This window comes from Pseudomonas capsici, assembly GCF_017165765.1.
Classification (GTDB): domain Bacteria; phylum Pseudomonadota; class Gammaproteobacteria; order Pseudomonadales; family Pseudomonadaceae; genus Aquipseudomonas; species Aquipseudomonas capsici.
The window spans coordinates 260,098-286,386 of record NZ_JAFGZD010000006.1; the positions used below are offsets into that span (position 1 = coordinate 260,098).

The following is a 26,289-nucleotide window of genomic DNA, read 5'->3' on the forward strand; positions in this document are numbered from 1 at the left end:
CCACGTCGATTCACACGCACAACCTGCCCGATGAGTATGGAAATAGAGCGTTTTTGCATATCGCCTGAACTGGAGCCGCTCAAGGCCGTCTGAATAAGTCGGGTTCCTGTATGACTCTTCCAGCAAAGGAGAACACCATGAAGCGCTTTCACCTTATGCCTGCCCTGCTTGCCTGTGCCGCCCTGGCCGGCCCGCTGACTGCTCACGCGGCCATGGACAGTGCGACTCGCTCTGCCTTCACTCAAGAATGTGTCAATGCTGCGAAACAGCATAATCTGGATGACAAGACGGCCAAGGCCCATTGCGATTGCGGCGCAAAACAGGTCGACAGCCATTTCTCGGACAAGGAGATCGCCAGCCTCAACGCCGACGCGACTCAAAACCCGGCCCTGGCTTCGAAACTGCAGAAACTGGTCGCCGAAAACTGCAGCGCGGCAAAAAAATAATTCCCGCCGCGGCCTGAGGCAAAACTTCATCAACAACTGCCAAAGGCAATGGTAAATATTCCCGAAAGCCCCGCAAGACGGGGCTTTCGGCGCACCACAAGCACCTGTCCTCCTCGCCCGACCGGGGATATCACTTTTACAAAACAGCAATATGATGCCTTACATCTATTCGCTTTTAATTCAAAGTTCCTACCTGAATGACTCTCTTTTCGTACATTTCGACTATTATGCCTCGGTGTGCCCAGTTGGCCTGAGCAGCACGTTCTACTGAAAAACTATGTTCTTGGAGATACACCATGTCTAATCGCCAAACCGGCACCGTAAAATGGTTCAACGATGAAAAAGGCTTCGGCTTTATCACTCCACAAGGTGGCGGTGACGATCTGTTCGTACACTTCAAAGCAATCCAGAGCGACGGTTTCAAAAGCCTGAAAGAAGGCCAGACCGTTTCTTTCGTTGCTGCCAAAGGCCAGAAAGGCATGCAAGCAGAAGAAGTCACTGTGGTCTGATCCACCTGACTTGAAAAAAACCCGTCTCATTGGACGGGTTTTTTTATGGAAAAGGGAAATGCAGGCATCAACCGCAGTTGACGCGAATCACCTTGCCACTGGCATCCGCATTGATATTCACGCGGTCGGACCGATACTCCAGCGTGACCATATCGTTGGGACCCAGAATCCGCGCTTCGTTCGAACCGGATTGAGTACGCACCTGGGCCAGCAATGCAGCCGAAGCCTGCTGCCCTACCGCCGACTGGGCCTGAGCCGCATCGCAGCGCCCATGCCCTGCATGAGAGGCTGCCTGGGCAGGCTCGGGAGACGATCCCGATGTAGAGCTGCATCCTGCCAGCAAAGCTGTCAAAGCGAAAAAACCCACTGTTGCAAATTTCCGGGGCATACACCCTCCTCTACCAATGAACATGTTCAGACCATGTGCGACCGCATCCAGGCGCATTGGTTGCAGGCACAGGCCCACGTGCCACAAAAGTCTGCCCCAGAGAACGAGTACATACGCAGCCGGGAATCGTCACAAAACGTTTATTCGCATAGGCTATTAATAAACCGACATGATGCCTAAGCAGAAGTGTCACCCTGTGCGTGGAATGATCTACTGCACACGGCGTCCAGGCATTCGGCAACGCTCAGGATGATGCGCTGCTTTCACACGAGACGAGACAGACATGACAATCATATCCATCGATGCGGATATCAAGGCCAAATGGCCTCAGGGACATTGCTCGCACAGCCCGGGCACGGCAGAAGAGCTTACGATCATTGCAGTCGACCTGCTGATCAAGGAACTGGGCACCGAAGGTGCCCGAACCTTTCTCGGCCAGGTGCTGAGCAGGTACTCCCCGGTGGAGCTACCTGCCTGAAGCACAGCGACTCACTTCAAACGCGCCAACCGGCTGGTCAGCAGATCGAAGAAGCCCTGAGCGTCGCCATTCTCGACCCAGAACACATTCTGTGGCTGCTTGAGCGTGCCGTACCAGTCTGCGACGGTCTGACCAAAGCCGATGCCATCGCGACTGTCGATGGCAAGATTGATCTGCCGACCTGAAAACAGCTCCGGCTGAAGCAGCCAGGCAATCACGCTTGCATCATGGACAGGACCGCCGGGCAGTCCGTAATGCTCCATATCCAGCTTGACGTACTCATCGAGAATTCCACCGACCAGCTTGCCCGCCTGATTGCCCAGTGCCGCGATCTTCTGCAGACGCTGCTCGCTGGTCAGGATCTTGTGGGTCACGTCCAGCGGCACATAGGTCAGCTTGACGCCGCTGGCCAGGACAATCTGCGCCGCATGGGGGTCGGCGAACAGGTTGAACTCGGCAGTCGGCGTGATATTGCCGCCATTGAAGTGCGCACCGCCCATGACCACGACTTCCTTGATCCCCTGGGTGATCTCGGGAGCCTGAACCAGTGCCAGCGCCAGATTGGTCTGCGGACCGAGCATGGCAATAGTGATGCTGTGCGGCTCGGCTTTTTTCAGGGTGTCGATCAGGTAATTGACGGCGTTACCTTCGGCCAGCCCTTTTGCCGGCTCGTGGATCGGCACACCCGGCAATCCTTCCTGACCATGCACGTTTTCGGCATAGATCGGCGTACGTACCAGAGGCTTTGGCGCACCGGCATAGATCGGCACCTCCTCACGACCTGCCCACTCGCGGGCAAGCCTGGCATTGCGCGAGGTCTTGTCCAGACGCACATTGCCTGCCACCGTGGTGATTGCCAGCACGTTCAGCTCTTCCGGAGAAGCCAGCGCCAGCAGCAACGCGACCACATCGTCGGCACCCGGATCGGTATCGATGATCAGGTTGCGCTTTTCAGCCGCCTGGGCGGCACTCATACCGAGAATGGACAAAAGCGACAGACCCCACAGCAGTTGCCTGGAAAACTTCAATATCTGCATGGTTTACTCCCTGTTGGATATTTCCTTAAAAAACGACTCCAGCCACCAAGGCAACATTGCTATACGGCTGGCATTCCCCGCTACGCACGATAGCCTTGGCACGACGGCTCAAGACCTTCAATTCCTCATGACTCACCCAGCGCTGCTGACCCAATTGCTCATCGAGCGCCAGGGCTTCGATCACTCGCAACCCGGGCGGCTGAACTTCCAGCATCTCGCTGGCCAGCACATGGCTTTCGACCTCCATTTCCGTCAGCACGACATCCAGCACGCTGGCGAAATCCGGCACACCATGGGTCAAGGCCAGGTCGATCAGTTCGACACCTGCAGGCACGGGCATGCCGGCATCAACGATCATGAGGATATCGCCGTGCCCCAGTGAAGCGATCACGCGGGACAAGGCAATATTGAGAAGAGGTGTCTTTTTCATGAGGCTTTGAATTCCTGCACTTCATCGAATGTCGGTATCGAAGGCTGCGCACCGGCACGGGTGACAGACAGTGCCGCCGCAACCTGAGCAAAACGGATCGCTTCGGACTCGCTCCCGCCTTGCGAAAGAGCCGAGGCAAAACCGCCGACAAAGGTATCACCTGCTGCCGTCGTATCAACCGCCTTCACACGTTGCGCAGGTACATGCTCAAAACCCTGGGCATTGGCCAGCAGGCTGCCCTGTTCTCCCAATGTGATGATGACATTACGTGCCCCGGCTGCCAGCAGCGCTGTCGCGGCCTTCTGCGCCGACGCGGGTGAATCCACCACGATTCCTGTAAGCGCCTGCGCCTCACTTTCATTGGGAATCAGATAGTCAATCAATCGATACCATTCCTGAGGCAGAGGCGCAGCAGCCGGTGCGGGGTTGAGAATGACGGTCTTGCCCAGCTCACGGGCACGGGACAAGGTGTAGTGCACCGTTTCCATCGGCACTTCGAGCTGGCATATGACCACTTCGGCAGCGACCAGCAGCGCATCGAACACTCCGATCAGAGAAGGCGTCAGTTGAGCATTCCCCCCGGCGACAATAATGATCGCGTTCTGGCTGTTGTCATCCACCACAATGGAGGCAATCCCGGTGGATACACCGGAAGCCGAGGTGACGGCGCGACAATCGATGCCTTCTGCCAGCAACGCACCTCGCAACTGTTCGCCATAGGCGTCTTCACCCACGCACCCGATCATCGCCACGCTGCCACCCAGGCGCGCAGCCGCAACGGCCTGATTGGCCCCCTTGCCGCCGGGCACGGTCATGAAGGTTTCTCCGGCAAGTGTTTCACCGGGTCGCGGCAAACGCCGGGCGCGAATCACCAGATCCATGTTGAGACTGCCCACTATCACTATTTTTGCTTGCATGGCTCATTCGCTCGGCGCTGTATTTCAGCGCAACTCATTGAAGGCATTGTTCGGCGGTGCAGTGGATTCACGCACCACGACACTGGGCGTTACAAGACGCCTGCCGGACGATTCGGTCGAAGCTCCGATAATCCGGGATAGCAGCATTTCTGCAGCCGTTTCCCCCAGTTGCATGATCGACTGGCCGACGGTAGTCAACGCGGGGTAGACATAGCGGCTCATCTGGATATCGTCGAAACCGATCACCGACAGATCACGGGGAACCCGGATATTGCGCTCGGCCGCCGCCCGCAGCACGCCAATTGCAATCACGTCGTTACCAGCAAAAATGGCGGTAGGTCGATGACCAGACAACAGGCCGACTGCCGCCTCATGACCGGCGGAACTGCTGAAATCACTGTGGATCGCCCACTCAGGCGGCACCTCGACACCTGCCTCTTGCATGGCACGCCGGTAACCGACAAAACGCATCTGGGCCACCACCGTATTGTCCGGGCCACCGATGCAGGCAATATCGCGATGCCCCAGATCGAGCAGATGACGAGTCGCCAGATAGGCACCATGCTCGTGATCGATGCGCACCATATCGGCATCGATGCCCTCAAGCTCGCGGTCGACGATCACCAGAGGCGTTCGAACCTCTGCCAGACCGCCCGCGATACTGACATCGCCGCCCACCGAAGAAACGATCAGGCCGTCGACGCGTTTCTCCAGCAACACGCGCAAGTAGTTGCGCTGTTTTTCCGGGTTGTCGTCGGAGTTGCAGAGGATCACGCAAAAACCGTTACGCTCGCAATGATCCTCGATCCCTCGCGCCAGTTCGGCGAAATATGGGTTGATGCCATTGGGAATCAACAGGCCGATCGTCGAAGTGGTCTTGGCCTTGAGCGAGCGGGCAACGGCACTGGGCACATAATCGAGCTGGGCAATGGCCGCCTCGACCTTGATACGCACCGGGTCGCTCACCGGACGGGTCTTGTTCAGCACATGGGACACCGTGGTGTAGGAAATCCCTGCGAGCGCCGCAACGTCTTTGATGGTTGCCATATCAGCCCTGCCGCCGTGCCCGGTGGCTACGATAGGTATCCAGCACCACCGCGATCACGATCACGGCACCGGTGATGATGCGCTTGGTGGGCTCCGATGCACCGATCTGCGCAAGACCTGCCGCCAGGACGGAAATGATCAACACGCCAAAGAAGGTGCTGATGATCGAGCCGCGCCCGCCCATCAGACTGGTCCCACCAATCACCACTGCCGCGATGACCTGCAGTTCCAGGCCCGCACCGGCATTCGGATCGGCCGCTTCCAGCCGGGATATCTGGAACAGCGCCGCCACACCGGCCAGCAGGCCCATAAGTGAAAACACCAGAATCTTGTAAGGCTTGGGATTGATCCCTGCCAGACGCACGGCTTCTTCGTTGGTGCCGATGCCGATCAGGTAACGACCGAATACCGTACGCGTCAGCACCGCCTGGGCAATGAAGATCACCAGCAGCGCGATGAGGAACGAGGGCGAGATCCCGAAAGCCAGCGGATTGGAAAGCCAGGCGAAGGAATCACCGATGTAGGCCGTGCGCGAGTCCGTCATCTGATACGCCACGCCGCGTGCCATTTCCAGCACGCCCAACGACACGATAAAGGACGGGATTCGCCATGCGACGGTGATGGAGCCGGTAAGAGTACCCGCCAGGGTCGCGCAGGCGATGCCCAGCAAGGCTGCGGGAAATACGCTCCAGCCCCAGCCCAGAATCGCGACGCTCACCGCCGAAGCGGCCAGGGCCAGAACCGACCCCACCGACAGGTCAATACCACCGATGATCAGTACCAGCGTCATACCCACCGCCAGCACCATCAGATCCGGAATCTGGTTGGCCAGGGTGCTGAAGGTCTGGTACGACAGGAAGTGATCACTGAGCAACGAAAACAGCACAATCATCGCCAGCAAGGCGCCCGCCAGCCCGAGGTAAGTGCCGAGGCCGAAATAATTCCGGGCAGCTGAAGGCTGCGTCTGGGAAACAGGGTTATTCATGAGTCATTCCTGGGCGCCGCTTCGCTGAGCAACGCATCACGTTTTTGATAGCCGGCAAAAGCAGCGGCGAGCAGTTGATCCTGAGTCCAGTTGTCGCGCTCGAAGGTATCGATCAGGCGACCTGCCGACAGCACGCCGATGCGGTCACAGATCAGCATGAGTTCCCGCAGATCGCTGGACACCACCACCAGCGCCCGTCCCTGGCGGGTCAGTTCACCCAATAGCGCGTAGATGTCGAACTTGGCTCCCACATCGATCCCGCGGGTGGGTTCGTCGAACAGCATTACCGGGCAGTCACGCTCCAGCCAGCGACCGATAACCACTTTCTGCTGATTGCCCCCGGAAAGCTCCGAAACCAGTTGTGCCGGGCTGGAACTGCGAATACGCATGGCCGCAACCTGCCGCTGCGCCAGTGCCAGTTCATCCCGGGCACTGACCACACCACCCCGGGAAATCGCCGGCATATTGCCCAGCGCGACGTTGGCGCTGATGGACTGCGACATCAGCAGGCCTTCGCCCTTGCGGTCTTCAGTGATCAGCGCAATGCCCTGCTCGACTGCATCGGCCGGCGAGCGAATGGTCACTTCGCGCAATGGTTGCCCCACTTCGATGCTGCCGCTGTCGGCCTTGTCGGCACCATAGATCAGGCGCAAAAGCTCGGTTCGTCCCGCGCCGATCAGGCCGGAAATACCGAAAATCTCGCCGCGACGAACCTGAAACGAAACGTCCTGCACCTTGCCGGTACGCCCCAGCCCCTTGACCGACAACGCGACTTCACCAATCTGCCGAGCGCCCATGTCGATGTGCTCGCCCAGCTCTCGCCCGACCATCAGCGTGACCAGTTGCTCGCTGTCATAGCGAGCAATGGGCTCCACGCAGACCAGCTTGCCGTCACGCAGCACGGCAATGCGCTGGGCAACCCTGGCCAGTTCCTCAAGGCGGTGGGAAATGTAAATGATCGAGACGCCACGTGCCTGCAGGCGGCTGACCTGCTCGAACAGCATCTCGACTTCTCGCGACGTCAGCATCGCGGTCGGCTCGTCGAGAATCAGCACATGACAATCGCCAGCCAGGTTACGGGCGATTTCGACCATCTGTTGATGACCGATACCGAGATCACCGACCAGCGTATCCGGGTCGATGGCTTCCAGCCCGACTTGAGCCATGGCCTTGATGGCGTTTTCGCGCAGAACCTTGCGATCGATCCAGCCCAGGCGCCGCGGCATGTCATCCAGAAACAGGTTTTCCGCCACCGTCAGGGTCGGCAGCAGATTCAACTCCTGCATGACCATGCGCACACCCAGCTTTTCAGCCTGCGTACGGTTTGCCGGTTGATAAGGCTGCCCGTGGAAATGCATCACACCGGCATCGGGTATTACCAGCCCGCCAATGATCTTCGACAAGGTGCTTTTGCCGGCACCGTTCTCGCCGGTCAGGGCCAGCACTTCGCCGCGCATCAGCGTCAGCTCGATATCGGCAAGTACCGGTTGGGCGTAGGTCTTGCCGATTCCACTGATGGACAGAACAGCATCCTGGACAGGTGCTGACATAAGATTCTCCCGACGCCCGCCCGGTTCGGGCAGGCGCCATTACCAGACAGGGATCAGGGTTTGGTGACGAGCTCGACAGGGGTTTCGATCACGCCATTGACGCTATCGACAGGCTGTTTCCTGACCAGCTTCAATGCTGCTTCGATACCGAAAACGGCCTGTCTGGCTGCGAACTGGTCAGCAGTGGCCAGCACTCGACCATCCTTGAGCATCGGCTTGATGGCATTGATATTGTCGTAACCGACTACAGCAACCTTGCCCGCCTTGCCTGCGGCACGAACCGCCGACACTGCGCCCAGTGCCATGCTGTCGTTGCCCGCCAGCAGCGCCTTGAGGTTCGGATATTCGTTGAGCATGGCAGAGGCAACGGCGTTACCCTTGTCGATTTCCCAGTTACCGGACTGCACGGAAACGATCTTCAATTGCGCAGCTTCCATGGCGTCCTTGAAACCGGCAGTACGTTGCTGGGCATTGGTGGTGGTCGGCACACCTTCGATGATGCCGACTTCATCGCCTGCTTTCAGATCCTTGGCCAGGTACTCACCGACCAGACGAGCGCCCTTGCGGTTATCCGGGCCTACGAAAGGCACTTCGATGTTCTTGCTTTTCAGCACGGAGGCATCCAGCTGGTTATCAATGTTGACGACCTGGATACCGGCATCCATCGCCTTCTTGATCACCGGTACCAGAGCCTTTGAATCGGCCGGGGCAATGACCAGTGCATCGACCCTGGAGACGATCATCTGTTCGACGATACGGATCTGGCTGGCCGTGTCGGACTCATCCTTGATGCCATTGGAAACCAGATCGAAGTCGTTGGAATGCTCTTTCTGATAGGCCTTGGCACCATCTTCCATGGTCCGGAAGAACTCGTTGGCCAGTGATTTCATGACCAGAGCGACCTTGGGCTTTTCAGCCTCCTGCGCATGGACGAAAGAGAGGGGCGTGACTGCCGTGGCGGCAGAGAGAATGGCGGCAGCGAGAAGACGTCCAGCGAATGGCAGCTTCATGAGTTCATCTCCGATGTTGTGATTATTTTTCGGGCGAACGACGCAGGGTCGAACCTCGGGCTCGACACGCAAACGTTTGCGAGTGAGAACTATGAGAAAACCAGCAGCTTTTGTCAATTAACATAAAGCCAGCCGTCAGCCCTGCCGACCAGAAGAAAAGTCCATCGCGAAGCCAGAAACGAGACATGAAAATCAACAGACAGCGATATATCCCTGAAGCAAAGTGATTGATCCTACATAAGAGTTGCGAAAGGTACGACAGTGAAATACTGTATGTCCGTACAGCAACCCAAGGGATCTTTTTTCGTGGCAAGACAAAGCGCAGCAGTGACCCCCTCCCTTCCCGGCTCCTATGAACGCCTTGGCATCCGGGTGCAAAAAATCATCAACTCGCCAACCGCCCAGAAAGCCAGGGCCGCGCTGATATTTCGCCAGCCTGACGAACCGGAAGACGACTGGGCCCAGTTGCTGGAAGAAATAGCCGAGAACGATAACGTCACCCTCGCCTGGCGCGATGACGGTGGCGTGCAGATTTTCTGGACATTGCCGAAGGAAGACTGACGGCATGATGGTTCGATTTTCTACCCTGCTCTGCACCACCCTGCTCCTCATTGCTCCACTGACCGTACAAGCCGATGCTCCGCGAACATTCAGCGAGGCGAAAAAAATCGCCTGGGGCCTCTATGCGCCTCAAGCGACCGAGTTCTATTGCGGCTGCAAATACACGGGCAATCAGGTTGACCTTGCAGCCTGTGGCTACGTACCACGCAAGAACGCCAACCGCGCCAAACGCATCGAGTGGGAACATATCGTGCCCGCCTGGCAGATTGGCCATCAGCGCCAGTGCTGGCAGGACGGCGGTCGAAAAAACTGCGCAAAGAACGACGACATCTATAAGCGTGCCGAGGCTGACTTGCACAATCTGGTGCCGAGCATCGGAGAGGTAAACGGTGACCGGAGCAACTTCAGTTTTGGCTGGCTGCCCGAACAGAAAGGCCAGTACGGTTCCTGCCTGACACAAGTGGACTTCAAGGCGAAAAAGGTCATGCCACGCCCTTCGATCCGCGGCATGATCGCACGCACTTACTTCTATATGAGCAAGCAATACAACTTGCGGCTGTCACGCCAGGATCAGCAGCTCTATCAGGCCTGGAACAAGACCTATCCGGTTCAGGAATGGGAGCGTCAGCGCAATCAGCGGGTTGCCTGTGTGATGGGCCGCGGCAACGACTTCGTGGGGCCGGTGAATCTCAAATCCTGTAGCTGAGCACTCCTGAATATCCGTTTGAGCAGTTTTCGATGAGTAATCCATGCATCTGGATAAGGCACTTCGCCACTCATCGGACAACTGTTCAGTTGGATCCAAAACAATGTAATTTCCCTCATCGCGCCCCGCCCGACTCATGACCGCATCTGCCCGGCAGCATTGCAATACGGGCAACATACCGGACAGGACGCTAGAGAACCGCAGTCCGATCAGAACCGTCTGAAGTAATTGCAACCCTGTATCGATCTCGAAATGAAGTAGCAATGCGCCCCAGCTACCTGTACCCGCACGTACTCATTTTCAGATGGCGTAACCTCTACGCCCAACAGGCAGGCATGAATGACAACTCAAACGGAATTTGAAATCCATTATCAGTTCAAGGGCGAAGCTCGCCAGTTTCTGCATCAAGCCCTGCTGCTCAGCCAAAGCGACGCCCTTCATATCGCCACATTGCACGCCGGAGTAGGCACTGTCAGCGACAATGTATCGGCTGGCCCCATACGCCTGGCGATCTTGCAGGCGCAAGGTTTTGGGGTGACACAAGTGCATTGGAAGAAAAGCTCTGCAAACATTTAAGCCTCTCTGAAAATGAAACCGGCCCTTCAAGGGCCGGCTTCATCAATGCGCTCAGATCGGAGCGTAATTGCCCGTGCCATCAGGCCAGGGCGTCAGCAATTCGAACCCCGTCTGAGTCACGGCAACCATATGCTCCCATTGGGCGGACAATGACAGGTCACGTGTCAGCACCGTCCAGCCATCCGCCAGAGCCTTGGTTTCCGGCCTGCCGGCGTTGATCATCGGCTCGATGGTAAACACCATTCCCGGCTTGAGCTTGAGGCCCTTGCCAGCAGTGCCGTAGTGCAGAACCTGCGGCTCTTCGTGATAAGTGCGGCCGATGCCATGACCGCAATACTCGCGCACGACACTGAAGCCTTCGCGATGAGCTACCGTCTGGATGGCGTGACCGATATCACCCAGCGTGGCCCCCGGGCGCACGGCATGAATACCGGCACGAGTGGCTTCATAGGTGGTCTCCACCAGTCGCTTGGCCAGCGGACTGACTTCACCCACCAGATACATGCGACTGGTGTCGCCGTACCAGCCGTCCTTGATGACCGCCACGTCGATATTGACGATATCGCCGTCCTTGAGAATGTCGTTCGGCGAAGGAATACCGTGACAGACCACGGCATTGGGCGAAATGCAGGTGGTCTTGGTGAAGCCGTGATAGCCCACGTTCGCCGGAATGACTTTCAGCTCTTTAACGATGTATTCGTTGCAGATGTCGTCAAGGGCTTCGGTACTGACACCAGCCTTCACATGAGGCGCAATCATTGCCAGTACTTCGGCAGCCATCCGGCCTGCAATGCGCAGCTGGACCAGATCCTGCTCGGTCTTGAGCGTGATACCGCGACTCATGAGGCCACCCGCACAACCGGCAAGATATCGGAAGCCTGGGCAGTCAGCACGGTGCCACCTGCACCTTCGGCACGAATCAGCATCTGACAGATTTCGCTGTAATCGAGTGTCGGATGAAGTTCGGCAAGCATGCCAATGCGCATCCAGTGTTCCGCCTGAGCGTTGATGGAACGGCTCAAGGCAACGCTGGCCGAGCGCAGATTGGCGTGCATGTGTTCAGAAATCTTTACCAGCCCCATAACTCACCTCATATGGAATATACGAATCATATATGTTTCGTATATCAGCAAGCAAGTCGGGACTGGAAACACCGGCTATCAGGCGACAGCGGCTGTGCAGCGATCGTCGCCATGGCGGGTTTCAGTGACGGACATCGAGCCATGCGGCTCATCGAAATTGAACTGGCGCAGCGCGGTTGCCAGGGCAAGGAAATCTTCGCGCTGCATCTCGTTGACCAGCAGAGCGCCGAAGGAGTGGTGAGTGATCGAACCTTGCAATGCATTCAGGGACATGACGACCTCGTTACCGGATACTGTTCTTATATACAGTATTCATAGAGCAGGCCCGGCACAAGCCTGCTCGCGACGAATGGTCATTCAATGCCGCCCTCGATCACGACCTGGCCAGCGCCTGCAGCCGCTCCCAGTCGCTCGCATCGATAGGTATGCCATCGACCAGTGACCGGGCACGCAAAGCATGGCGGCGATCGCCTGGAATTCGCTCCTGCCCTGCTCCGCGCATCTGCCTGACAAGCTCTTCGCTGCGCTGGGCAAAATGTTGCCCACTGCCGCCCCTGTCCGGATCGATGACGATAAGCAACTGCCCGGTCCAGGGCGTCTGGGCACCGGGGTGTTTCGACCAGTCGAACTCGAACGAGAAATTCCCGCCGGTCAGCCCGGCGGCCAGCAACTCCACCATCATGGACAGCGCCGAGCCCTTGTAGCCACCGAACGGCAACAGCGCACCGCCATCGAGAATGGCCTTGGGGTCTTCGGTGGGGTGCCCATTGCGATCCACGCCCATGCCCGCTGGAAGCATCCGCCCTTCCCGTGCGGCGATCTGGACATCGCCATGGGCGATGGCGCTGGTCGCCAGATCGAACACCACGGGCTCGCCACCGGCACGGGGTGCCGCGAAGGCAATCGGGTTGGTGCCAAACAGCGGTTGTTGCGCGCCATGGGGCACGACGCAGGTCATGCTGTTGACCACACTCAGTGCCACAAGACCTTGCTGGGCAAAGGGTTCGACATCCAGCCATAACGCCGCGAAATGATGGGAGTTGCGAATCGCCAGAATTGCGATCCCGGCATTGGCGACCTTTTCGAGAAGCAGCGAGCGAGCAGCCTCCAGGGCCGGCTGGGCAAAGCCATTGCCGGCATCGACTCTGACGAAGGCCGCGGCCACATCCTCGACCACAGGCACGGCCTGACCATCGACCCAGCCACTGGCCAGGGACGACAGGTAGCCTGGAATACGAAAGATGCCATGACTGTGAGAGCCATCGCGTTGTGCGCTGGCGCAGTTTTCAGCCAGTACGCGAGCGGCCTGCGGCGAAACACCATGCACCATGAATATCTGCTGAAGCAGGTCGGCCAGTTGCTGATACGAAACGCTCATGGCCTGGTCATTATCACGAGTTGCGGACATCAAAAGCTCCGGCGTCAAGATTGAAAAAGCAAGTATCGGCCTGTCTGAAAATATCGCAGCGCACTTCAGGGAAAACTTTTACACCGTGTTTTACATCAATGAGAGCCGATCACATTCACGATGAAATACTCCTCTAACTGATACTCAATAGCCATACATTGTTCTCTCCAATAGACATCAGGAGGTAGAATGCCCCCACGGTAGACACCGGAGAGCCAATGAGCGCCCCCATCCTCAGCGAAGCAGAATATGACGCGATAACCGATGCCGCCGCGCATTGGTGCATGCGCCTGCATGCCGACGACTGCACGGATGCCGAGCGAAAGGCTTTCAATCAGTGGCTCAACGCCCATCCACAGCATGCAATCGAGTACGAAGCCATGCTGGAGATATGGGATATTTCCGAACAGGTCACTCCAGTCAATCCGGCTCCGGTGATCGAGATACCGCCTCAAGCCCCCAAGGCCATGCCCCGTCGCAAAAGCTCGCGTCGTCACTACGCCGTGGCTGCCACGATTGCTGCCCTGGCGATTCCTCTGGCAGGTATTGTCGGCTGGAATCAAGGCTGGATTCCCGACACTTACGACACCTACGAAGCACAGGACGCCACCCGGGTCGTCACCATGGCCGACGGCAGCCGCGTCGAGCTGAATCTGGGCACGCAACTGACTTACGCCAATTACAAGGATCGACGCAGCGTTACCCTGGAAAAGGGCGAGGCATTCTTTGAAGTCGCCCATGACAGCACTCATCCGTTCGTGGTCAAGGCAGGCCAGGGCAGCGTCAAGGTGACCGGCACCCGCTTCAATGTCTGGATGTATCAGGAGCAGGTACGGGTCATGCTGGTCGACGGTTCGGTGCAGATCTGCAGCGACCGTTCACAGCCCGGCACTGGTTATCGCCTGGAACCGGGCATGCAGGCCAGCTACAAGCCGGGCGATGTCCAACCAAAAATCAGTGAAACCCACAGCGGCGACACCAGCCTGGCCTGGCGCAATGGCAAGCTGATCTTCAATGATCTGCCACTCAGCCAGGCCCTGCCCCTGATAAACCGCTACCTCCCGACGCCGATCCTGCTGGCGGATAACGCCACGGGGGCCATTCGCCTGGGTGGTAGTTACAACACTCAGGACATGTCGAACCTGCTGACCTCACTGCCCAAAGTGCTGCCGGTTTTTGTCACCCGCAATCAGGAAGGCAACCCTGTCCTTAACAGACGCCCTTCGGCAACGCCGAAAGGCTGATCGTTTTACTCCCGCAACTTTTCCTTTGCAACCAATGCAAATGCGAAGCATTTTCACAGATTTTTGAATGATCCCCCGGTATGATCCGGGCGTGCGTGTTGCTTTTCTCGACCCGGGAAGCTGCCGTCGTCCGTGCAAAATCACATTTTTATGTTTTTTTTGCGTTCAAAGATGAGTTTTTCAGGCCCTCGTTCGTCATTAGTAATGAGTTTCGTTCACACCACACAATGAGCCGCACCTGAAAAAGCCTGAAAAGGAGTTTGCATGTTCAATCGTCAAGGAATTACAACCCGCACGATGCTCCGGCAGACGGCCCTTTCTGCCCAGGCAGAATCGCCCGCCACAGAAACCGATCGTCCCGGCAATGAACATATAAGGCTGCTGCTGAAAAGTTTTGGTCTGCGCACCAGCCTGGTCAGACTGAAGGTGCTGGATGCGCTGCTGGCGGCCAATGACGAAGGCCAGGCCCTGGGAGTACGGGGTGTACACAGCCAGTTGCTGCGACTCGATGTTCCGTTGTCTTTTCTCAGTGTCCGCGAGGTGCTCAAACGCTTGTGCGATGAAGGCGTTATCAATCTCAATGCGGACAAGACTTACAGCCTGCACCCTCGCGCCTGGGAATGGCTGAACGAATCAGACAAGGATTGCACCCCTTGAGGCGAAGATGCAGGACAGCGAATCTCAGCGCTTGACCTTGCGTCGCATGATGCCGTTCAGAATGACCACGATCACGGCCACGCTGATGGCAATGTACTGGAAGGTCTTCTCACTCAGCACACCCGTATTCTGCAGGTGTGACAGCCCCAGCATGATCGCCATGACGGACAGGATGATCAGAATGGAATAAATCAAGCGTTGCTTGTTGGTCATAACGGTTTCCTGAGTTCTCTGGACAGCATCGGCTCTGCGCAAATGCCCGCATATGGTACGCCGATGCGCCGTTTCTGGCACCGCTCCCCCGCCTCATCGCAGCCTCTTTGACACACACAGGGCACAATTGAACATTGTTCTGTGAATCACGCATGGTTTAATGCCGCCCCTCAAGGTCGTTTATCGACTGTTCATGACTTGCCAAGGAGTTCTAACATGCCTCATGAAGGCAGCCTGCTACAGGCCGCAGTCGTGTTCCTGCTCGCCGCCGTATTGACCGTTCCGCTGGCCAAACGCCTGCAACTGGGCGCCGTGCTGGGCTATTTGTTCGCGGGCGTCATCATCGGCCCTTCAGTGCTCAAACTGATCGGCAACCCGGAAAGTGTCAGCCACATCTCGGAACTCGGGGTGGTGTTGCTGCTGTTCATCATCGGTCTGGAACTGTCGCCCAAACGTTTATGGGTCATGCGCAAGGCGGTCTTCGGAGTCGGCATGGCGCAGGTCCTGCTGACCGGACTGGTGATTGGCTGTGTTGCCCTGCTGGCCTTCGAGCAGCCCCTCAATACCGCTGTGGTGCTGGGTCTGGGGCTTGCGTTGTCGTCCACCGCTTTCGGCCTGCAAAGTCTGGCCGAGCGCAAGGAACTGAACAGCCCCCATGGACGTCTGGCATTTGCCATTCTGCTGTTTCAGGACATCGCTGCCATCCCGCTGATTGCCATGGTTCCTCTATTGGCCGGCACCAGCCACGAGCAGGATCTCAGTTCTCATGAAAGCCTGCTTCACAGCCTGCAGGTGCTGGGCAGCATCGCCATTGTGGTGGTCGGCGGTCGCTACCTGCTACGCCCGGTGTTCCGCATCGTGGCCAAGACCAAGATCCAGGAGGTGTCCACAGCCACCGCGCTGCTGGTGGTCATGGGTACCGCCTGGCTGATGGAGCTGGTAGGCGTGTCCATGGCGCTGGGCGCATTTCTGGCCGGCCTGCTGCTGGCCGACTCCGAATACCGGCACGAACTGGAAGCTCAGATCGAGCCTTTCAAAGGCCTGTTGCTGGGGCTGTTTTTCATCAGCGTCGGGATGGGCGCCAATATCAGCCTGTTGTTCAGCTCGCCAGTGACTGTGCTGGGGCTGACATTTCTGCTGATTGCCCTGAAATTCCCACTGCTGTTTTTCATCGGACGCCTGGCAGGCGGACTGAACAAACAGAATGCCCTGAGCCTGGGGCTGGTACTGGCCGCGGGTGGCGAGTTCGCTTTCGTCGTCTTCAAGATCGGCAACCAGCAAGGCCTGTTCGAACCCGCGCTGTACGACATTCTGATCCTGGCCATTACGCTCTCCATGGCCATGACGCCGCTGCTGTTCATGGCCATGGCCCGCTGGATCAAGCCCAAGGCCAAGCCTGTCGATGTGCCGGACGAGTATCGCGATATCAATACCGACAGTCCTCGCGTGGTGATTGCCGGCATGGGCCGTATGGGCCAGATCGTGGCACGTATTCTGCGAGCGCAGAACATCCCTTTCGTGGCCCTGGACACTGCTGTGGAATCCATCGAATTCTCACGCAGCTTCGGCAATGTGCCGGTGTTCTACGGCGATCCGATGAAGCCGGAAATCCTGCGGGCGGCCAAGGTTCATGAGGCGGAGTTCTTTATCATCGCCACCGATGATCCTGACACCAACATCAAGACTGCCGAGCTGATCCGCAAGCTGTATCCGGACATGAAGATCATCGCCCGCGCCCGTAACCGCCAGCACGTCCATCGCCTGATCGACGTCGGCGCCCAGGCGGTACGTGAAACCTTCTATTCCAGCCTGGAAATGAGCCGTCAGACCCTGCTGGGCCTTGGTTTGAGTCAGGCCCAGGCCGATGCGCGGATCGACCGTTTCAAGCGTCACGACGAGCAGGTACTGGCTGCCCAGCATCTGGTGTATGACGATGAAGCCAAGCTTCTGCAGACCGCACGGGAAGCCAGGAAGGAACTGGCGCAGTTGTTCGAGGCGGATCGTCAGGAAGAGGAATCGGGCAAGTAGCGCTTCGCGACTGAAACGGATCGCCGCCCGGTCGCTCCGTTTCAGTCGCGTGAACTGTCGGCATACGGACTGTCCCAGTAGCGTTTGTGCATGCCAAGCTTTTTCTTCAGGCCCTTGGGCAAACGCTTTTCCTGTTTGCTCAACTTGTAGGCCAGCAGCTTGAGGGCATTGCGCACGAAGGACAGTGGCCACAAGAGAAAGCGGCGCTTGCCCAGAAAGGCCAGCTCTGATTTCACGTAGCGCATCCCCTCGCCTGCAATCCCGCCGAAGGTTTCGTAGATCCAGGATTCCCGCGACTGGAACACGCCAATATCGAAGTAACGACAAAACTCTTCGCGAAGGCTGTAGTTGTGGGAATGCCTGCACACCGCCGAACCTTCGTAAGCGATTTTCCAACCCGCGAGCAACATCCTGGCCGTGACATACATGTCTTCGGACAGGATCACATGTCGCGGAAACCCTCCCGTCGCCAGCAATGCCTCACGCCGATACGCCGCAAAGGAGTTCGACATGAACGGTGTCTTGATGCCCAGGGTAGCAGCATCGTCCAGGGTCTTGATCCGGGAGGTCGGCGGGTAATTGAACAGCCGCGCATGCTGTGCGAGCAGGTTGGCATCCTTGTGCGGCAATTGCCGCCCGCATACCGCACCTACCTTGGGGTCGGCAAACGGCAGCAGGATATTGGCGATAGCCTCGACATCCTCGACATAGGCATCCTGGGTCATGTAGACGTAGACGTCGTAGTCGGGGTAGCGCTCGACCATCATCTGTCGGGTGCCGCCGTGGTTGAAGTCCTTGCTGTCGATACGGATCACATTCGCGCAGCGAGCCTGTGCCAGCTCCAGGGTGCCATCCGAAGAGCTGGAATCAACGATCAAGGTGTCGAAGGTCGCAGTCTGGGTCGCCAGCGAATCCAGCAGGCGGTCCAGATCCTTGCGCCCATTGTAGGTCGGAATGACACAAGCCACTCTCAAAGACGGCATAACAATACTCCAGAGCAAAATCCTGATGCCCAATCTGTCAGCGTGTTTGAGGGTAGCTCATGCCTCGCCGGACGACCATTTGAATGCAATCAGCCCAGCACTTCGCTCAAGGGAATGAAATTGATCCAGTCCCCTTCAGCGACCGTGGTGCCTTCGCGAACCTCGATCAGCCCGTCGGCCCAGGCCGCACTGCGCAGGACGCCGGAGCTTTGGTTGCCATAGGCCACGGCCCGCCCCTGTTGCAGACGCCCCCGCAGATATTCGCGACGATTGCCCGCCTTGCGCCAGACAAATCCGGCCGGTACGGGAAACTGCATGGGCGCGACATCCGCCACGCCCTGGCGACGTAGCAGATAGGCGCGAGCCAGCAGCGCAAAGGTGACCAGCGTTGAAGCCGGATTACCCGGCAGGCCGATCACCGGCACACCACGGAAATGGCCGAAGGTCAGTGGCTTGCCGGGCTTGATCGCCAGCTTCCACAACGACAGTTCGCCCTCTTCCCGCAGCGCATGGCCGAGGAAATCCGCTTCGCCTACGGATACGCCACCCGTGGACAGGATCAGGTCGACCTCGTTGAGCCCCGCCAATGCAGCGCGGGTCTTTTCCAGATCGTCCGGCAGGATACCGGCATCCACGACTTCGCATTCAAGACGCTGCAACCAACTGCACAGCAGCACGCGATTGCTGTTGTAGATCTGCCCCGGCCCCAATGGCTGACCGGGCTCGATCAACTCATCGCCGGTGGACAGCACGGCCACCCTGACCCGGCGTATGACCTCAAGCTCGGCCAGCCCCAGGGATGCCGCGAGCCCCAGTTCGATGGGACCCAGGCGAGTACCCGCCGCCAACACCTTGTCGCCGACTGTGGTTTCCTGGCCTTGAGGACGAATGTTCTGGCCAGGCTTCAGCGGCTCGATAAAACGGACGCGCTGGTCCTGCAGAACCTCGGCGTTTTCCTGCATTTCAACGCAATCGGCCCCTTCCGGCATGGGCGCGCCGGTGAAGATCCGTGCACAGGTGCCAACTGCCAGCGGCTCGGGAGCCTGACCGGCGAAGATACGCTGACTGACCGGCAGCGGCTCGCCGGTCCAGTCCGCCAGACGCAGCGCGTAACCGTCCATGGCGCTGTTGGGCCAGGGCGGCAGGTCAAGGGTGGCGATCAGATCCACCGCCAGCACACGCCCCTGGGCTTCGGCCAGAGAAACCCGTTCACGCCCGGTAATGGGCGAGGCTTCGGCCATCTCCAGCAGGCGCGCGATGGCTTGTTCGACAGGCATCAGGGCCTGAGGTGCGTTCATCTGCGCTCAACCACGGGTGGCGCAGGGCTCGGCCTGCTTGAGGTGCGGCACGAAATTGCACGGACGGAAACGTGAATCCAGCTGTTGAGACAGAATCCCGTCCCAGGCAGTACGCACCGCGTTGGTGGAGCCTGGCAGGCAGCAGACCAGCGTACCGTTGGCCAGACCGGCCAGCGCCCGGGACTGAATGGTCGAAGTGCCGATATCCGGCACGGAAATCTGCCGGAACAGCTCACCGAAACCATCGACCTGTTTGTCCAGCAGGCAGCTCACGGCCTCCGGCGTGCTGTCACGTCCGGTAAAGCCCGTGCCGCCAGTGATCAGCACGACCTGCACCTGTTCGTCGGCAATCCAGGTCGCGACCTGGGCGCGGATCTTGTAAAGGTCATCCTTGAGCAGCACGCGCTCGATCAGGCCGTGACCGGCTCCGGTCAGGCGATCGACGAACATCTGTCCCGATGTGTCGTTTTCAAAAGTGCGGGTATCGCTGACGGTCAGGACGGCGATATTCAGGGGTACAAAAGGTGTGTCAGCCTTGGCTTTCATGGCCTCGATCCGGTTGTTAAGGAAACAGGCCGGTGTTATATCACAGCACTCCTTTTTACTGCCCGGTGAGTCTTTGATGAATGTTGGCGTCACATTGCCGAATTGCTCCATTCTGCTGCTGGCCGGAGGTCAGGGACAACGCATGGGCGGACGCGACAAAGGCCTTGTGCAATGGCGAGGCGAACCGTTGATTCAGCACCTGCATCGCCTGACACGTCCCCTGACGGACGACCTGATCATTTCCTGCAATCGCAACCAGGAGCGTTACGCCGCTTACGCAGATCAACTGGTTCAGGACGATAACACTGACTTCAGCGGGCCTCTGGCCGGTATTCGCGCCGCCCTGCCCCGTGCCCGGCACGACTACCTGCTGGTGCTGCCTTGCGATGTGCCGCTGATCGATCATGCCTTGCTGCAGGCGCTGCGAAACACTGCATTCGAACACCCCGATCAGCCGGTCATGATTCGTGAAGGCGAGCACTGGCAACCGCTGCTCTGCATCATTCCGACCGCCCATGCCGAAGCTCTGGAGCGTGCGTGGCAGAGCGGTGAACGCAGCCCGCGCCGGGCCATGGCGGACCTTCAGCCCGTGGCCTTGCAACTGGAAGCTGGCGACCCTCGTCTGGCCAATCTCAATACCCCCGAGTTGCTGAGCCAGATCAATGATCAGGCTCCATGAACTTTTCATGGAACTTGCAGAAGGTGTATACGTCTGAGAGTCATTAACCAAGAGTCCATCCGGAGACACAGTCATGAAACAACGCACACTTCCTGCCGCCTTTTTGCTGGCACTGGGTATTGCATCCCTCGCAGGTTGCGCATCCCCAACTGTAATCACCCTCAATGATGGCCGTGAAATCCAGTCCGTAGATACCCCTCACTACGATGAAGATTCGGGCTTCTACGAGTTCAAGCAACTCGATGGCAAGCAGACCCGCATCAACAAGGATCAGGTACGTACCGTCAAGGATCTGTAATCCGGACGTGATGTAGAAAAAAACCCGCCAGTCGTCTAGCTGGCGGGCTTTTTATTGGCTTCCACAATTCCACACCATCCCGTAGGACCGATTTCAGTCGGGAAGGCGTTAGCGAGCGATGAGGCTGAAGCCGGTCTTACCTGTACGGGCTTACCAGTCAAGCCTGAGCAGGCTCTCGAACTCGCGGGGTTCCCCGCTAAGCGGGTCGACAAAGCGCAGCCCCTGGGCCAGCAGCTTCAATGGCCGGTCGTAATCGTCGACGGCATCCTTGATGACCTCGGGATAGAACGGGTCATTGCAGATCGCCGCGCCCAGCGCTGCCATGTGTACGCGCAACTGGTGCTTCTTGCCGGTCACCGGATACAAGCCGTAACGCCATAACTCCCCGTTGCGCTCGCAGACTTCGATGCGGGTCTCGGTATTGCTTGCCCCCGGCCCTTCCTGCATGCGGAAAAACGGTTCGCCATCCACCAACCGGCTCACATGCAGACGAGGAAACTCGAGCCCGGGCAGCGCCGGCGCGATGGCTTCGTAACGCTTGTCGATCCTGCGGGTGGGAAACAGCGCCTGATAGGCCGAGCGGCTTTGCCTGTTGGCCGAAAACAGCACCAGCCCGGCGGTATGCCGGTCGATGCGGTGCAGCGGAACCAGGTCCGGATTGCCCAGCCGATGGATCAGACGCCGCAGCAGGGTCTGCTCGACATACTCGCCAGCCGGGGTAACCGGCAGGAAATGGGGCTTGTCGGCCACCACCAGATGCTCGTCGGCATACAGAATCGTTTCCACGACCGGGATCGGCGTTTCGTTCGGCACTTCGCGAAAATAATGAATCTTCAGACCTTCCCGATAAGCCAGATCGGGGGAGACAGGCATGCCATCGGCATCCAGCACCTTGCCACGGGCGATGCGGTCCAGCCATTGCTCGCGGCTGATGGCTGCGAATCGCGCGCACAGGCAGTCGAGTACCGTCGTCCAGGGGCCAGGCGGCAGATAGAGGGTACTGGCTTGGTTATGGGCGGCAACGAAAGCGGACTCGGACATGGGTAGATCTGACACTCGTGAAAATGCTGGAGCAACTGGCCGGGCATTATCCCTCAAGGACCTGATCATCGCTATCCGGGCGATAACCGCACCAAATCCCTGCAAGGCCCGAGATAGAGACTGCAGCACTTTGAACCATCTGGTACATTTTGCCGAAATGTTTGCCCGACATCGGGCATGTGACGCCAGAACAAGAGACAGAAAGTCATGACCCAGATTGAAAAACCGTCCATTCTCGCCGGCCTGATCGGCTCGGGCATCCAGGCTTCAAGAACCCCGTCGATGCATGAACATGAGGGCGACGCCCAGGGTTTGCGTTATCTGTATCGGCTGATCGATATCGACGCCCTCCAACTGGATATCAATGCACTGCCACGTTTGCTGGAAGGTGCCCAGAACATGGGGTTCACAGGCCTGAACATTACCTTCCCCTGCAAGCAGGCCGTCATCCCCTTGCTGGACGAACTGTCCGATGAGGCTCGCGGTATCGGTGCGGTCAACACCGTGGTCTTCAAGGATGGCAAGCGCATCGGCCATAACACCGACTGCCTGGGCTTTGCCGAGGGTTTGCATCGCGGTCTGGCCCAGGCACCGCGTCAGCATGTGGTGCAGATGGGCGCTGGAGGTGCCGGTGCTGCCGTGGCCCATGCGTTGCTCAGTTCAGGCGTTCAGCGCTTGAGCGTTTTCGAGGTTGAGCCTGAACGCGCCCGCGGTCTGGTGGATAACCTCAACGCCTGTTTCGGAGCCGGCCGGGCTCAGGTGGGACTCGATCTGCCGGGCGCAATGGCCGAAGCCGACGGACTGGTGAATACCACCCCCGTGGGCATGGCCAAACTGCCCGGCACGCCATTGCCGGTGGAGCTGCTGCGCCCCGAACTCTGGGTAGCGGAAATCATTTACTTCCCGCTGGAAACCGAACTGCTCAAGCATGCCCGCGCGCTGGGTTGCCGCACCCTCGACGGCTCGACCATGGCCGTGTTTCAGGCAGTGAAGGCCTTCGAGCTGTTCAGTGGCCGCCCTGCCGATGCAGAGCGCATGATGGACCACTTCCACAGCCTGTAAGGCTCAGCGTTTGAGGTAACTCAGCACAGCGTCGCAGATCATGGTCTTGTGACGCTGCCTGACCTCATCGCTCCACAGCTCGATCTGGAAAATCTCGCTGAACGTGTGCCGGTTGGAGATGCGATAGAAGCAGAACGAGCTGATCATCAGGTGCAGATCCACCGGATGAACCCCCTCGCGGAACAGCCCCATGGACTCGCCGCGCCGCAGGATATCGTCCAGCGCCCGAATGATGTTCTGGCTCTTGGCCTGGATCGACTCGGACTGCTTGACGTTCTCGCCGTTATGTATGTTTTCGATGCACACGATGCGCACGAAATCGACATTGCGGTCATGGTGATCGAAGGTGAACTCCACGACCCGGTGAATGGCTTCCACCGGCTCAAGCTCGCCCAGATTCAACTGGCTTTCGGTGGTGCGGATATCGCCATAGAGCTTTTCCAGCACCTCGACGTACAGCTGCTCCTTGCTACCGAAGTAGTAATAGATCATCCGTTTCGAGGTCTTGGTGCGTTCGGCGATGGCGTCGACACGCGCACCGGTCAGGCCGTAGGCAACGAACTCGACGATTGCCGCCTGAAGAATATCCTCGCGGGTCTTTTCCGGATTGTTCTTGCGGCTCTTGCGCAGCGCATCGACGGGCTCGACGGCAGCGGAGTCGGCAGTTTTTTTCATTATTCGCTCACGACCACGGTTGAATTCCGGATTATGAAGCGCGTAATGGATCGAGGGAAGCTGCGCAGCACTCCTGCACTGCGCAGCCCGGCATCAGAAGTCAGAGACGCGCCTGACGCGCCGCCACGTTCCGTGCCTTGGCCATGGCTGCAAGACGCACCGGAACGTTGGCCGCACCATAGCCGACATAACCGTTCTTGCGCTGCAGAATCTCGAAGAAGAAGCGCCCGTCAAAGGCGTCGGTGTAGACATGGAACAGCTCGCCGCCCTGGGCATCGCGGTCATACAGCACGTTGTAATACGCCAGCTCGCTGAGGAATTCGTCATCGAAGTCGAAGCGTGCGGCCAGGTCGTCGTAATAGTTGAGCGGGATATCCAGCAACGGCACGCCCGCTTCCTTGGCACGACTGACCTCGGCAAAAATGTCTTCGCACGAAAACGCGATGTGATGCACGCCGGAGCCACGATAACTCGACAGGGCGTGGGATATCGCCGTATTGCGGTTTTCCGAAATGTTCAGCGGCAGTCGAATCGTGCTGCACCGGCTGCGCAACGCACGGCTTTTGACCAGTCCGTAAGGATCGGGCAGCACCACTTCGTCATCGGCCTCGAAGTCCAGCAGGCTCTTGTAGAACAGCACCCAACTGTCGAGACTGTCTGCCGGCAGCGCCATGGCCATGTGGTCAATGCGCTGTAGACCACCCCGACCTCTGGTTTCGGGGTCGACGACAAAATCGATGTCATAGATCGACTGGCCAGGCTCGGCCCCCTGAACCAGATAGATCAGGCTGCCGTCGGGCGCACGCACCGAAGGAATTTCCCGCTCGTTCGGCCCGACCAGTCCGCGATAGGGCTGGCCCTTGAAGGCGCGCGCACGCTCCAGCGCCCTGTTGCCGTCATCCACTCGCAAGGCCGTGGCGCACAGCGAAGGGCCATGGGCCTCGAAAAAGCTGTGGGCAAAGGAATAGGGTTCGGCATTGAGCACAATCTTGATATCGCCCTGCCCCAACAGGCTCACCGCCTTGGAACGATGTTGCCCCAAGCGGGCGAAGCCGAGACGTTCGAGCCAGCCGGACAGACGTGCGCCCTGCGTCTCGTCAACCGCGAACTCAAGAAACTCGACGCCACTGTACGTGCTGGCAGGCGGCGGATCGAACAGGATTTCGGAAGCGACCGGCTCAGCCTCACGGGCCAGAAGCTGACGGGTCTTTTCCTCCAGATAGAGCAATGAACGGAAACCATCGGCAGCGTTGGCCCGGGTCGGCGCAGCACGAAACCCGTCATTGAAGACTTCCAGCGACAAAGGTCCGGTGTAGCCACTGCGCAGGATCGGCGCCAGAAAACCCGGCAGGTCGAATTCGCCCTGCCCGGGGAAGCAGCGAAAATGCCGACTCCACTCCAGCACATCCATGGCCAGGATCGGCGCATCGGCCATCTGCACGAAAAAAATCTTGTCACCGGGAATCCGGGCGATGGCACTCGGATCGCCCTTGAGCGAAAGCGTGTGGAAACTGTCGAGCAACACACCCAGGGCCGGGTGATCGACCTGACGCACCAGATTCCAGACCTGTTGCCAGGTATTCACATGGCGGCCCCAGGCCAGCGCTTCATAACCCACCCGCAGGTTACGCGCACCGGCGCGCTCGGCCAGCAGGCTCAGGTCATCGAGCAGGATATTTTCATCGCCCACCGAGTCGGCGGCGGCATTGCTGCAGACCAGCACCAGATCGGTGCCCAGCTCCTGCATCAGATCGAATTTGCGTTCGGCCCGATCGACATTACGCTGAAGGCGGTCACGGCGACAGCCTTCGAAGTCACGAAACGGCTGGAACAGAGTGATGGCAATACCCAGGTCGGCGCAGATCTGCCTGACGTTGCGCGGGCTGCCGTCGTAATACAAAAGGTCGTTCTCGAAAATTTCTACCCCGTCGAAGCCCGCTGCAGCAACGGCTTCGAGCTTTTCCGGCAGAGTACCGCTCAGGGATACGGTGGCAATAGAACGCTGCATGCTTTGAGCTCCTGGATGAGCACAACCTCTTCGGGTCGTGACTGGATAGCACCGCATTCTCGGCCTGACTCGGCCTCATTCAGGGGTGCGAGTAAAGTATTTCCCTGTCAAAATGCCAGATCAACAGAAAGTGTACGAACCGGTTAGTTTTGCGTTCGATTATCGAACAGAAGCCATTTTCCTCGATTGACGCTGTTTCGATCAGTCCTCACCATCTGCCACACATTGCAGGATCATCGCGTGTCCGTTTTGCGCTTCAAGGCAACAACCCCATAACAATTTCAAAAAACAGGAATATTGCTCATGTCCACCCTCCTTGCGCCGTCCGCCCCCACCTCGACACGCCCTGACCGGTCACTGGACCGACGATATCTGTCGGTCGTTCCCGCGACCCGACCCGTCGACGCCTGAATCAACCCAGCGCACT

General features: G+C 58.5%; 31 protein-coding genes. 12 read left to right on the forward strand and 19 right to left on the reverse strand.

Annotated elements, in window-relative coordinates:
* The first annotated feature begins 137 nt into the window (after positions 1–137).
* Both JSY17_RS10975 and JSY17_RS10980 read left to right on the forward strand, forming a co-directional pair.
* On the forward strand, positions 138–446 hold the full coding sequence (locus tag JSY17_RS10975; protein WP_162881745.1) for a hypothetical protein: 309 nt from the start codon (positions 138–140) through the stop codon (positions 444–446).
* 296 nt (positions 447–742) lie between these two features.
* Complete coding sequence (locus JSY17_RS10980) at positions 743–955, forward strand: cold-shock protein (RefSeq protein ID WP_024685433.1); 213 nt, start codon at positions 743–745, stop codon at positions 953–955.
* Positions 956–1,022: 67 nt separating this feature from the next.
* Here JSY17_RS10980 and JSY17_RS10985 read toward each other — a convergent pair whose 3' ends face one another.
* Positions 1,023–1,343, reverse strand: coding sequence for an I78 family peptidase inhibitor (locus JSY17_RS10985; RefSeq protein WP_117181878.1), 321 nt, complete (start codon positions 1,341–1,343; stop codon positions 1,023–1,025).
* Between the two features lie 283 nt (positions 1,344–1,626).
* Here JSY17_RS10985 and JSY17_RS10990 point away from each other — a divergent pair, with 283 nt between their 5' ends.
* The gene (locus JSY17_RS10990; protein ID WP_117165627.1) at positions 1,627–1,821 is read left to right on the forward strand and encodes a hypothetical protein; all 195 of its coding nucleotides are present in this window, start codon (positions 1,627–1,629) and stop codon (positions 1,819–1,821) included.
* Between the two features lie 11 nt (positions 1,822–1,832).
* On the opposite strand, the gene JSY17_RS10995 is transcribed toward JSY17_RS10990, so the two are convergent.
* The 7 genes from JSY17_RS10995 to JSY17_RS11025 are packed head-to-tail and all read right to left on the reverse strand — an operon-like array spanning position 1,833 to position 8,797.
* Entirely contained in the window at positions 1,833–2,858 is a 1,026-nt protein-coding gene (locus JSY17_RS10995; protein ID WP_206401742.1) for a nucleoside hydrolase, read from the reverse strand.
* 25 nt (positions 2,859–2,883) lie between these two features.
* Positions 2,884–3,288 (reverse strand): D-ribose pyranase, encoded by a 405-nt coding sequence (gene rbsD / locus JSY17_RS11000; RefSeq protein ID WP_117165629.1) that lies wholly within the window; start codon positions 3,286–3,288, stop codon positions 2,884–2,886.
* Positions 3,285–4,205: a ribokinase gene (gene rbsK, locus JSY17_RS11005; RefSeq protein WP_206401744.1), complete on the reverse strand. Its 921-nt coding sequence runs from the start codon at positions 4,203–4,205 to the stop codon at positions 3,285–3,287. Before rbsK ends, rbsD begins: the two co-directional genes overlap by 4 nt.
* 24 nt (positions 4,206–4,229) lie before the next feature.
* Complete coding sequence (locus tag JSY17_RS11010) at positions 4,230–5,252, reverse strand: LacI family DNA-binding transcriptional regulator (protein ID WP_206401745.1); 1,023 nt, start codon at positions 5,250–5,252, stop codon at positions 4,230–4,232.
* Between the two features lies 1 nt (position 5,253).
* On the reverse strand, positions 5,254–6,237 hold the full coding sequence (locus tag JSY17_RS11015) for an ABC transporter permease (protein WP_117181875.1): 984 nt from the start codon (positions 6,235–6,237) through the stop codon (positions 5,254–5,256).
* On the reverse strand, positions 6,234–7,787 hold the full coding sequence (locus JSY17_RS11020) for a sugar ABC transporter ATP-binding protein (RefSeq protein ID WP_206401746.1): 1,554 nt from the start codon (positions 7,785–7,787) through the stop codon (positions 6,234–6,236). Before JSY17_RS11020 ends, JSY17_RS11015 begins: the two co-directional genes overlap by 4 nt.
* A 53-nt stretch (positions 7,788–7,840) precedes the next feature.
* Positions 7,841–8,797 carry a sugar ABC transporter substrate-binding protein gene (locus JSY17_RS11025; RefSeq protein ID WP_117165633.1) on the reverse strand — a complete coding sequence of 319 codons (957 nt, stop codon included), beginning with the start codon at positions 8,795–8,797 and terminating at the stop codon, positions 7,841–7,843.
* A gap of 306 nt (positions 8,798–9,103) precedes the next feature.
* Here JSY17_RS11025 and JSY17_RS11030 point away from each other — a divergent pair, with 306 nt between their 5' ends.
* The 3 genes from JSY17_RS11030 to JSY17_RS11040 all read left to right on the forward strand — a co-directional run bounded on the left by JSY17_RS11030 (position 9,104) and on the right by JSY17_RS11040 (position 10,640).
* Entirely contained in the window at positions 9,104–9,358 is a 255-nt protein-coding gene (locus tag JSY17_RS11030) for a DUF1654 domain-containing protein (protein ID WP_117181922.1), read from the forward strand.
* A 7-nt stretch (positions 9,359–9,365) separates the two neighbouring features.
* On the forward strand, positions 9,366–10,064 hold the full coding sequence (locus tag JSY17_RS11035) for an endonuclease (protein WP_404823108.1): 699 nt from the start codon (positions 9,366–9,368) through the stop codon (positions 10,062–10,064).
* A 339-nt stretch (positions 10,065–10,403) separates the two neighbouring features.
* A complete protein-coding gene (locus JSY17_RS11040; RefSeq protein ID WP_201012125.1) occupies positions 10,404–10,640 on the forward strand; it encodes a DUF6555 family protein in 237 nt (78 codons plus the stop codon).
* Positions 10,641–10,691: 51 nt separating this feature from the next.
* Here the strand turns inward: JSY17_RS11040 and map are convergent, their stop codons facing one another.
* The 4 genes from map to JSY17_RS11060 all read right to left on the reverse strand — a co-directional run bounded on the left by map (position 10,692) and on the right by JSY17_RS11060 (position 13,130).
* Positions 10,692–11,483 (reverse strand): type I methionyl aminopeptidase, encoded by a 792-nt coding sequence (map, locus tag JSY17_RS11045; protein WP_117165636.1) that lies wholly within the window; start codon positions 11,481–11,483, stop codon positions 10,692–10,694.
* The gene (locus JSY17_RS11050) at positions 11,480–11,722 is read right to left on the reverse strand and encodes a ParD-like family protein (protein ID WP_206401748.1); all 243 of its coding nucleotides are present in this window, start codon (positions 11,720–11,722) and stop codon (positions 11,480–11,482) included. The genes map and JSY17_RS11050 overlap by 4 nt, the downstream gene beginning before the upstream one ends.
* Positions 11,723–11,800: 78 nt before the next feature.
* Complete coding sequence (locus JSY17_RS11055; RefSeq protein WP_117165638.1) at positions 11,801–11,995, reverse strand: hypothetical protein; 195 nt, start codon at positions 11,993–11,995, stop codon at positions 11,801–11,803.
* A gap of 100 nt (positions 11,996–12,095) precedes the next feature.
* Positions 12,096–13,130 carry an Ldh family oxidoreductase gene (locus JSY17_RS11060; RefSeq protein WP_206401750.1) on the reverse strand — a complete coding sequence of 345 codons (1,035 nt, stop codon included), beginning with the start codon at positions 13,128–13,130 and terminating at the stop codon, positions 12,096–12,098.
* 218 nt (positions 13,131–13,348) lie between these two features.
* Here JSY17_RS11060 and JSY17_RS11065 point away from each other — a divergent pair, with 218 nt between their 5' ends.
* Both JSY17_RS11065 and JSY17_RS11070 read left to right on the forward strand, forming a co-directional pair.
* Positions 13,349–14,374 (forward strand): FecR family protein, encoded by a 1,026-nt coding sequence (locus JSY17_RS11065; protein ID WP_200997638.1) that lies wholly within the window; start codon positions 13,349–13,351, stop codon positions 14,372–14,374.
* Between the two features lie 264 nt (positions 14,375–14,638).
* Complete coding sequence (locus JSY17_RS11070) at positions 14,639–15,031, forward strand: Fe2+/Zn2+ uptake regulation protein (RefSeq protein ID WP_117165641.1); 393 nt, start codon at positions 14,639–14,641, stop codon at positions 15,029–15,031.
* A 24-nt stretch (positions 15,032–15,055) separates the two neighbouring features.
* On the opposite strand, the gene JSY17_RS11075 is transcribed toward JSY17_RS11070, so the two are convergent.
* Positions 15,056–15,244 (reverse strand): hypothetical protein, encoded by a 189-nt coding sequence (locus tag JSY17_RS11075; protein WP_117165642.1) that lies wholly within the window; start codon positions 15,242–15,244, stop codon positions 15,056–15,058.
* A 216-nt stretch (positions 15,245–15,460) separates the two neighbouring features.
* Between JSY17_RS11075 and JSY17_RS11080 the strand changes: the two genes are divergently transcribed.
* The gene (locus tag JSY17_RS11080; RefSeq protein WP_117165643.1) at positions 15,461–17,272 is read left to right on the forward strand and encodes a monovalent cation:proton antiporter-2 (CPA2) family protein; all 1,812 of its coding nucleotides are present in this window, start codon (positions 15,461–15,463) and stop codon (positions 17,270–17,272) included.
* A 41-nt stretch (positions 17,273–17,313) separates the two neighbouring features.
* Here JSY17_RS11080 and JSY17_RS11085 read toward each other — a convergent pair whose 3' ends face one another.
* The 3 genes from JSY17_RS11085 to moaB form a co-directional block, all read right to left on the reverse strand.
* Positions 17,314–18,255 (reverse strand): glycosyltransferase, encoded by a 942-nt coding sequence (locus JSY17_RS11085; RefSeq protein WP_200978482.1) that lies wholly within the window; start codon positions 18,253–18,255, stop codon positions 17,314–17,316.
* Positions 18,256–18,344: 89 nt separating this feature from the next.
* Positions 18,345–19,553 carry a molybdopterin molybdotransferase MoeA gene (locus JSY17_RS11090; RefSeq protein ID WP_206401752.1) on the reverse strand — a complete coding sequence of 403 codons (1,209 nt, stop codon included), beginning with the start codon at positions 19,551–19,553 and terminating at the stop codon, positions 18,345–18,347.
* Between the two features lie 6 nt (positions 19,554–19,559).
* Positions 19,560–20,099 carry a molybdenum cofactor biosynthesis protein B gene (gene moaB, locus JSY17_RS11095; protein WP_117165646.1) on the reverse strand — a complete coding sequence of 180 codons (540 nt, stop codon included), beginning with the start codon at positions 20,097–20,099 and terminating at the stop codon, positions 19,560–19,562.
* Between the two features lie 76 nt (positions 20,100–20,175).
* Between moaB and mobA the strand changes: the two genes are divergently transcribed.
* Together mobA and JSY17_RS11105 are read left to right on the forward strand one after the other, a co-directional pair.
* Positions 20,176–20,778: a molybdenum cofactor guanylyltransferase MobA gene (mobA, locus tag JSY17_RS11100; RefSeq protein WP_206401753.1), complete on the forward strand. Its 603-nt coding sequence runs from the start codon at positions 20,176–20,178 to the stop codon at positions 20,776–20,778.
* 73 nt (positions 20,779–20,851) lie between these two features.
* Positions 20,852–21,076: a YgdI/YgdR family lipoprotein gene (locus tag JSY17_RS11105; RefSeq protein WP_025260518.1), complete on the forward strand. Its 225-nt coding sequence runs from the start codon at positions 20,852–20,854 to the stop codon at positions 21,074–21,076.
* Between the two features lie 150 nt (positions 21,077–21,226).
* On the opposite strand, the gene JSY17_RS11110 is transcribed toward JSY17_RS11105, so the two are convergent.
* Entirely contained in the window at positions 21,227–22,117 is an 891-nt protein-coding gene (locus JSY17_RS11110) for an RluA family pseudouridine synthase (protein ID WP_206401754.1), read from the reverse strand.
* 207 nt (positions 22,118–22,324) lie between these two features.
* Between JSY17_RS11110 and JSY17_RS11115 the strand changes: the two genes are divergently transcribed.
* The gene (locus JSY17_RS11115; protein ID WP_206401755.1) at positions 22,325–23,179 is read left to right on the forward strand and encodes a shikimate dehydrogenase; all 855 of its coding nucleotides are present in this window, start codon (positions 22,325–22,327) and stop codon (positions 23,177–23,179) included.
* Positions 23,180–23,182: 3 nt separating this feature from the next.
* On the opposite strand, the gene JSY17_RS11120 is transcribed toward JSY17_RS11115, so the two are convergent.
* Both JSY17_RS11120 and quiC read right to left on the reverse strand, forming a co-directional pair.
* A complete protein-coding gene (locus JSY17_RS11120) occupies positions 23,183–23,854 on the reverse strand; it encodes a TetR family transcriptional regulator (RefSeq protein WP_117181863.1) in 672 nt (223 codons plus the stop codon).
* Positions 23,855–23,954: 100 nt separating this feature from the next.
* On the reverse strand, positions 23,955–25,862 hold the full coding sequence (gene quiC, locus JSY17_RS11125) for a 3-dehydroshikimate dehydratase QuiC (RefSeq protein ID WP_117181862.1): 1,908 nt from the start codon (positions 25,860–25,862) through the stop codon (positions 23,955–23,957).
* Positions 25,863–26,289: the final 427 nt, after the last annotated feature.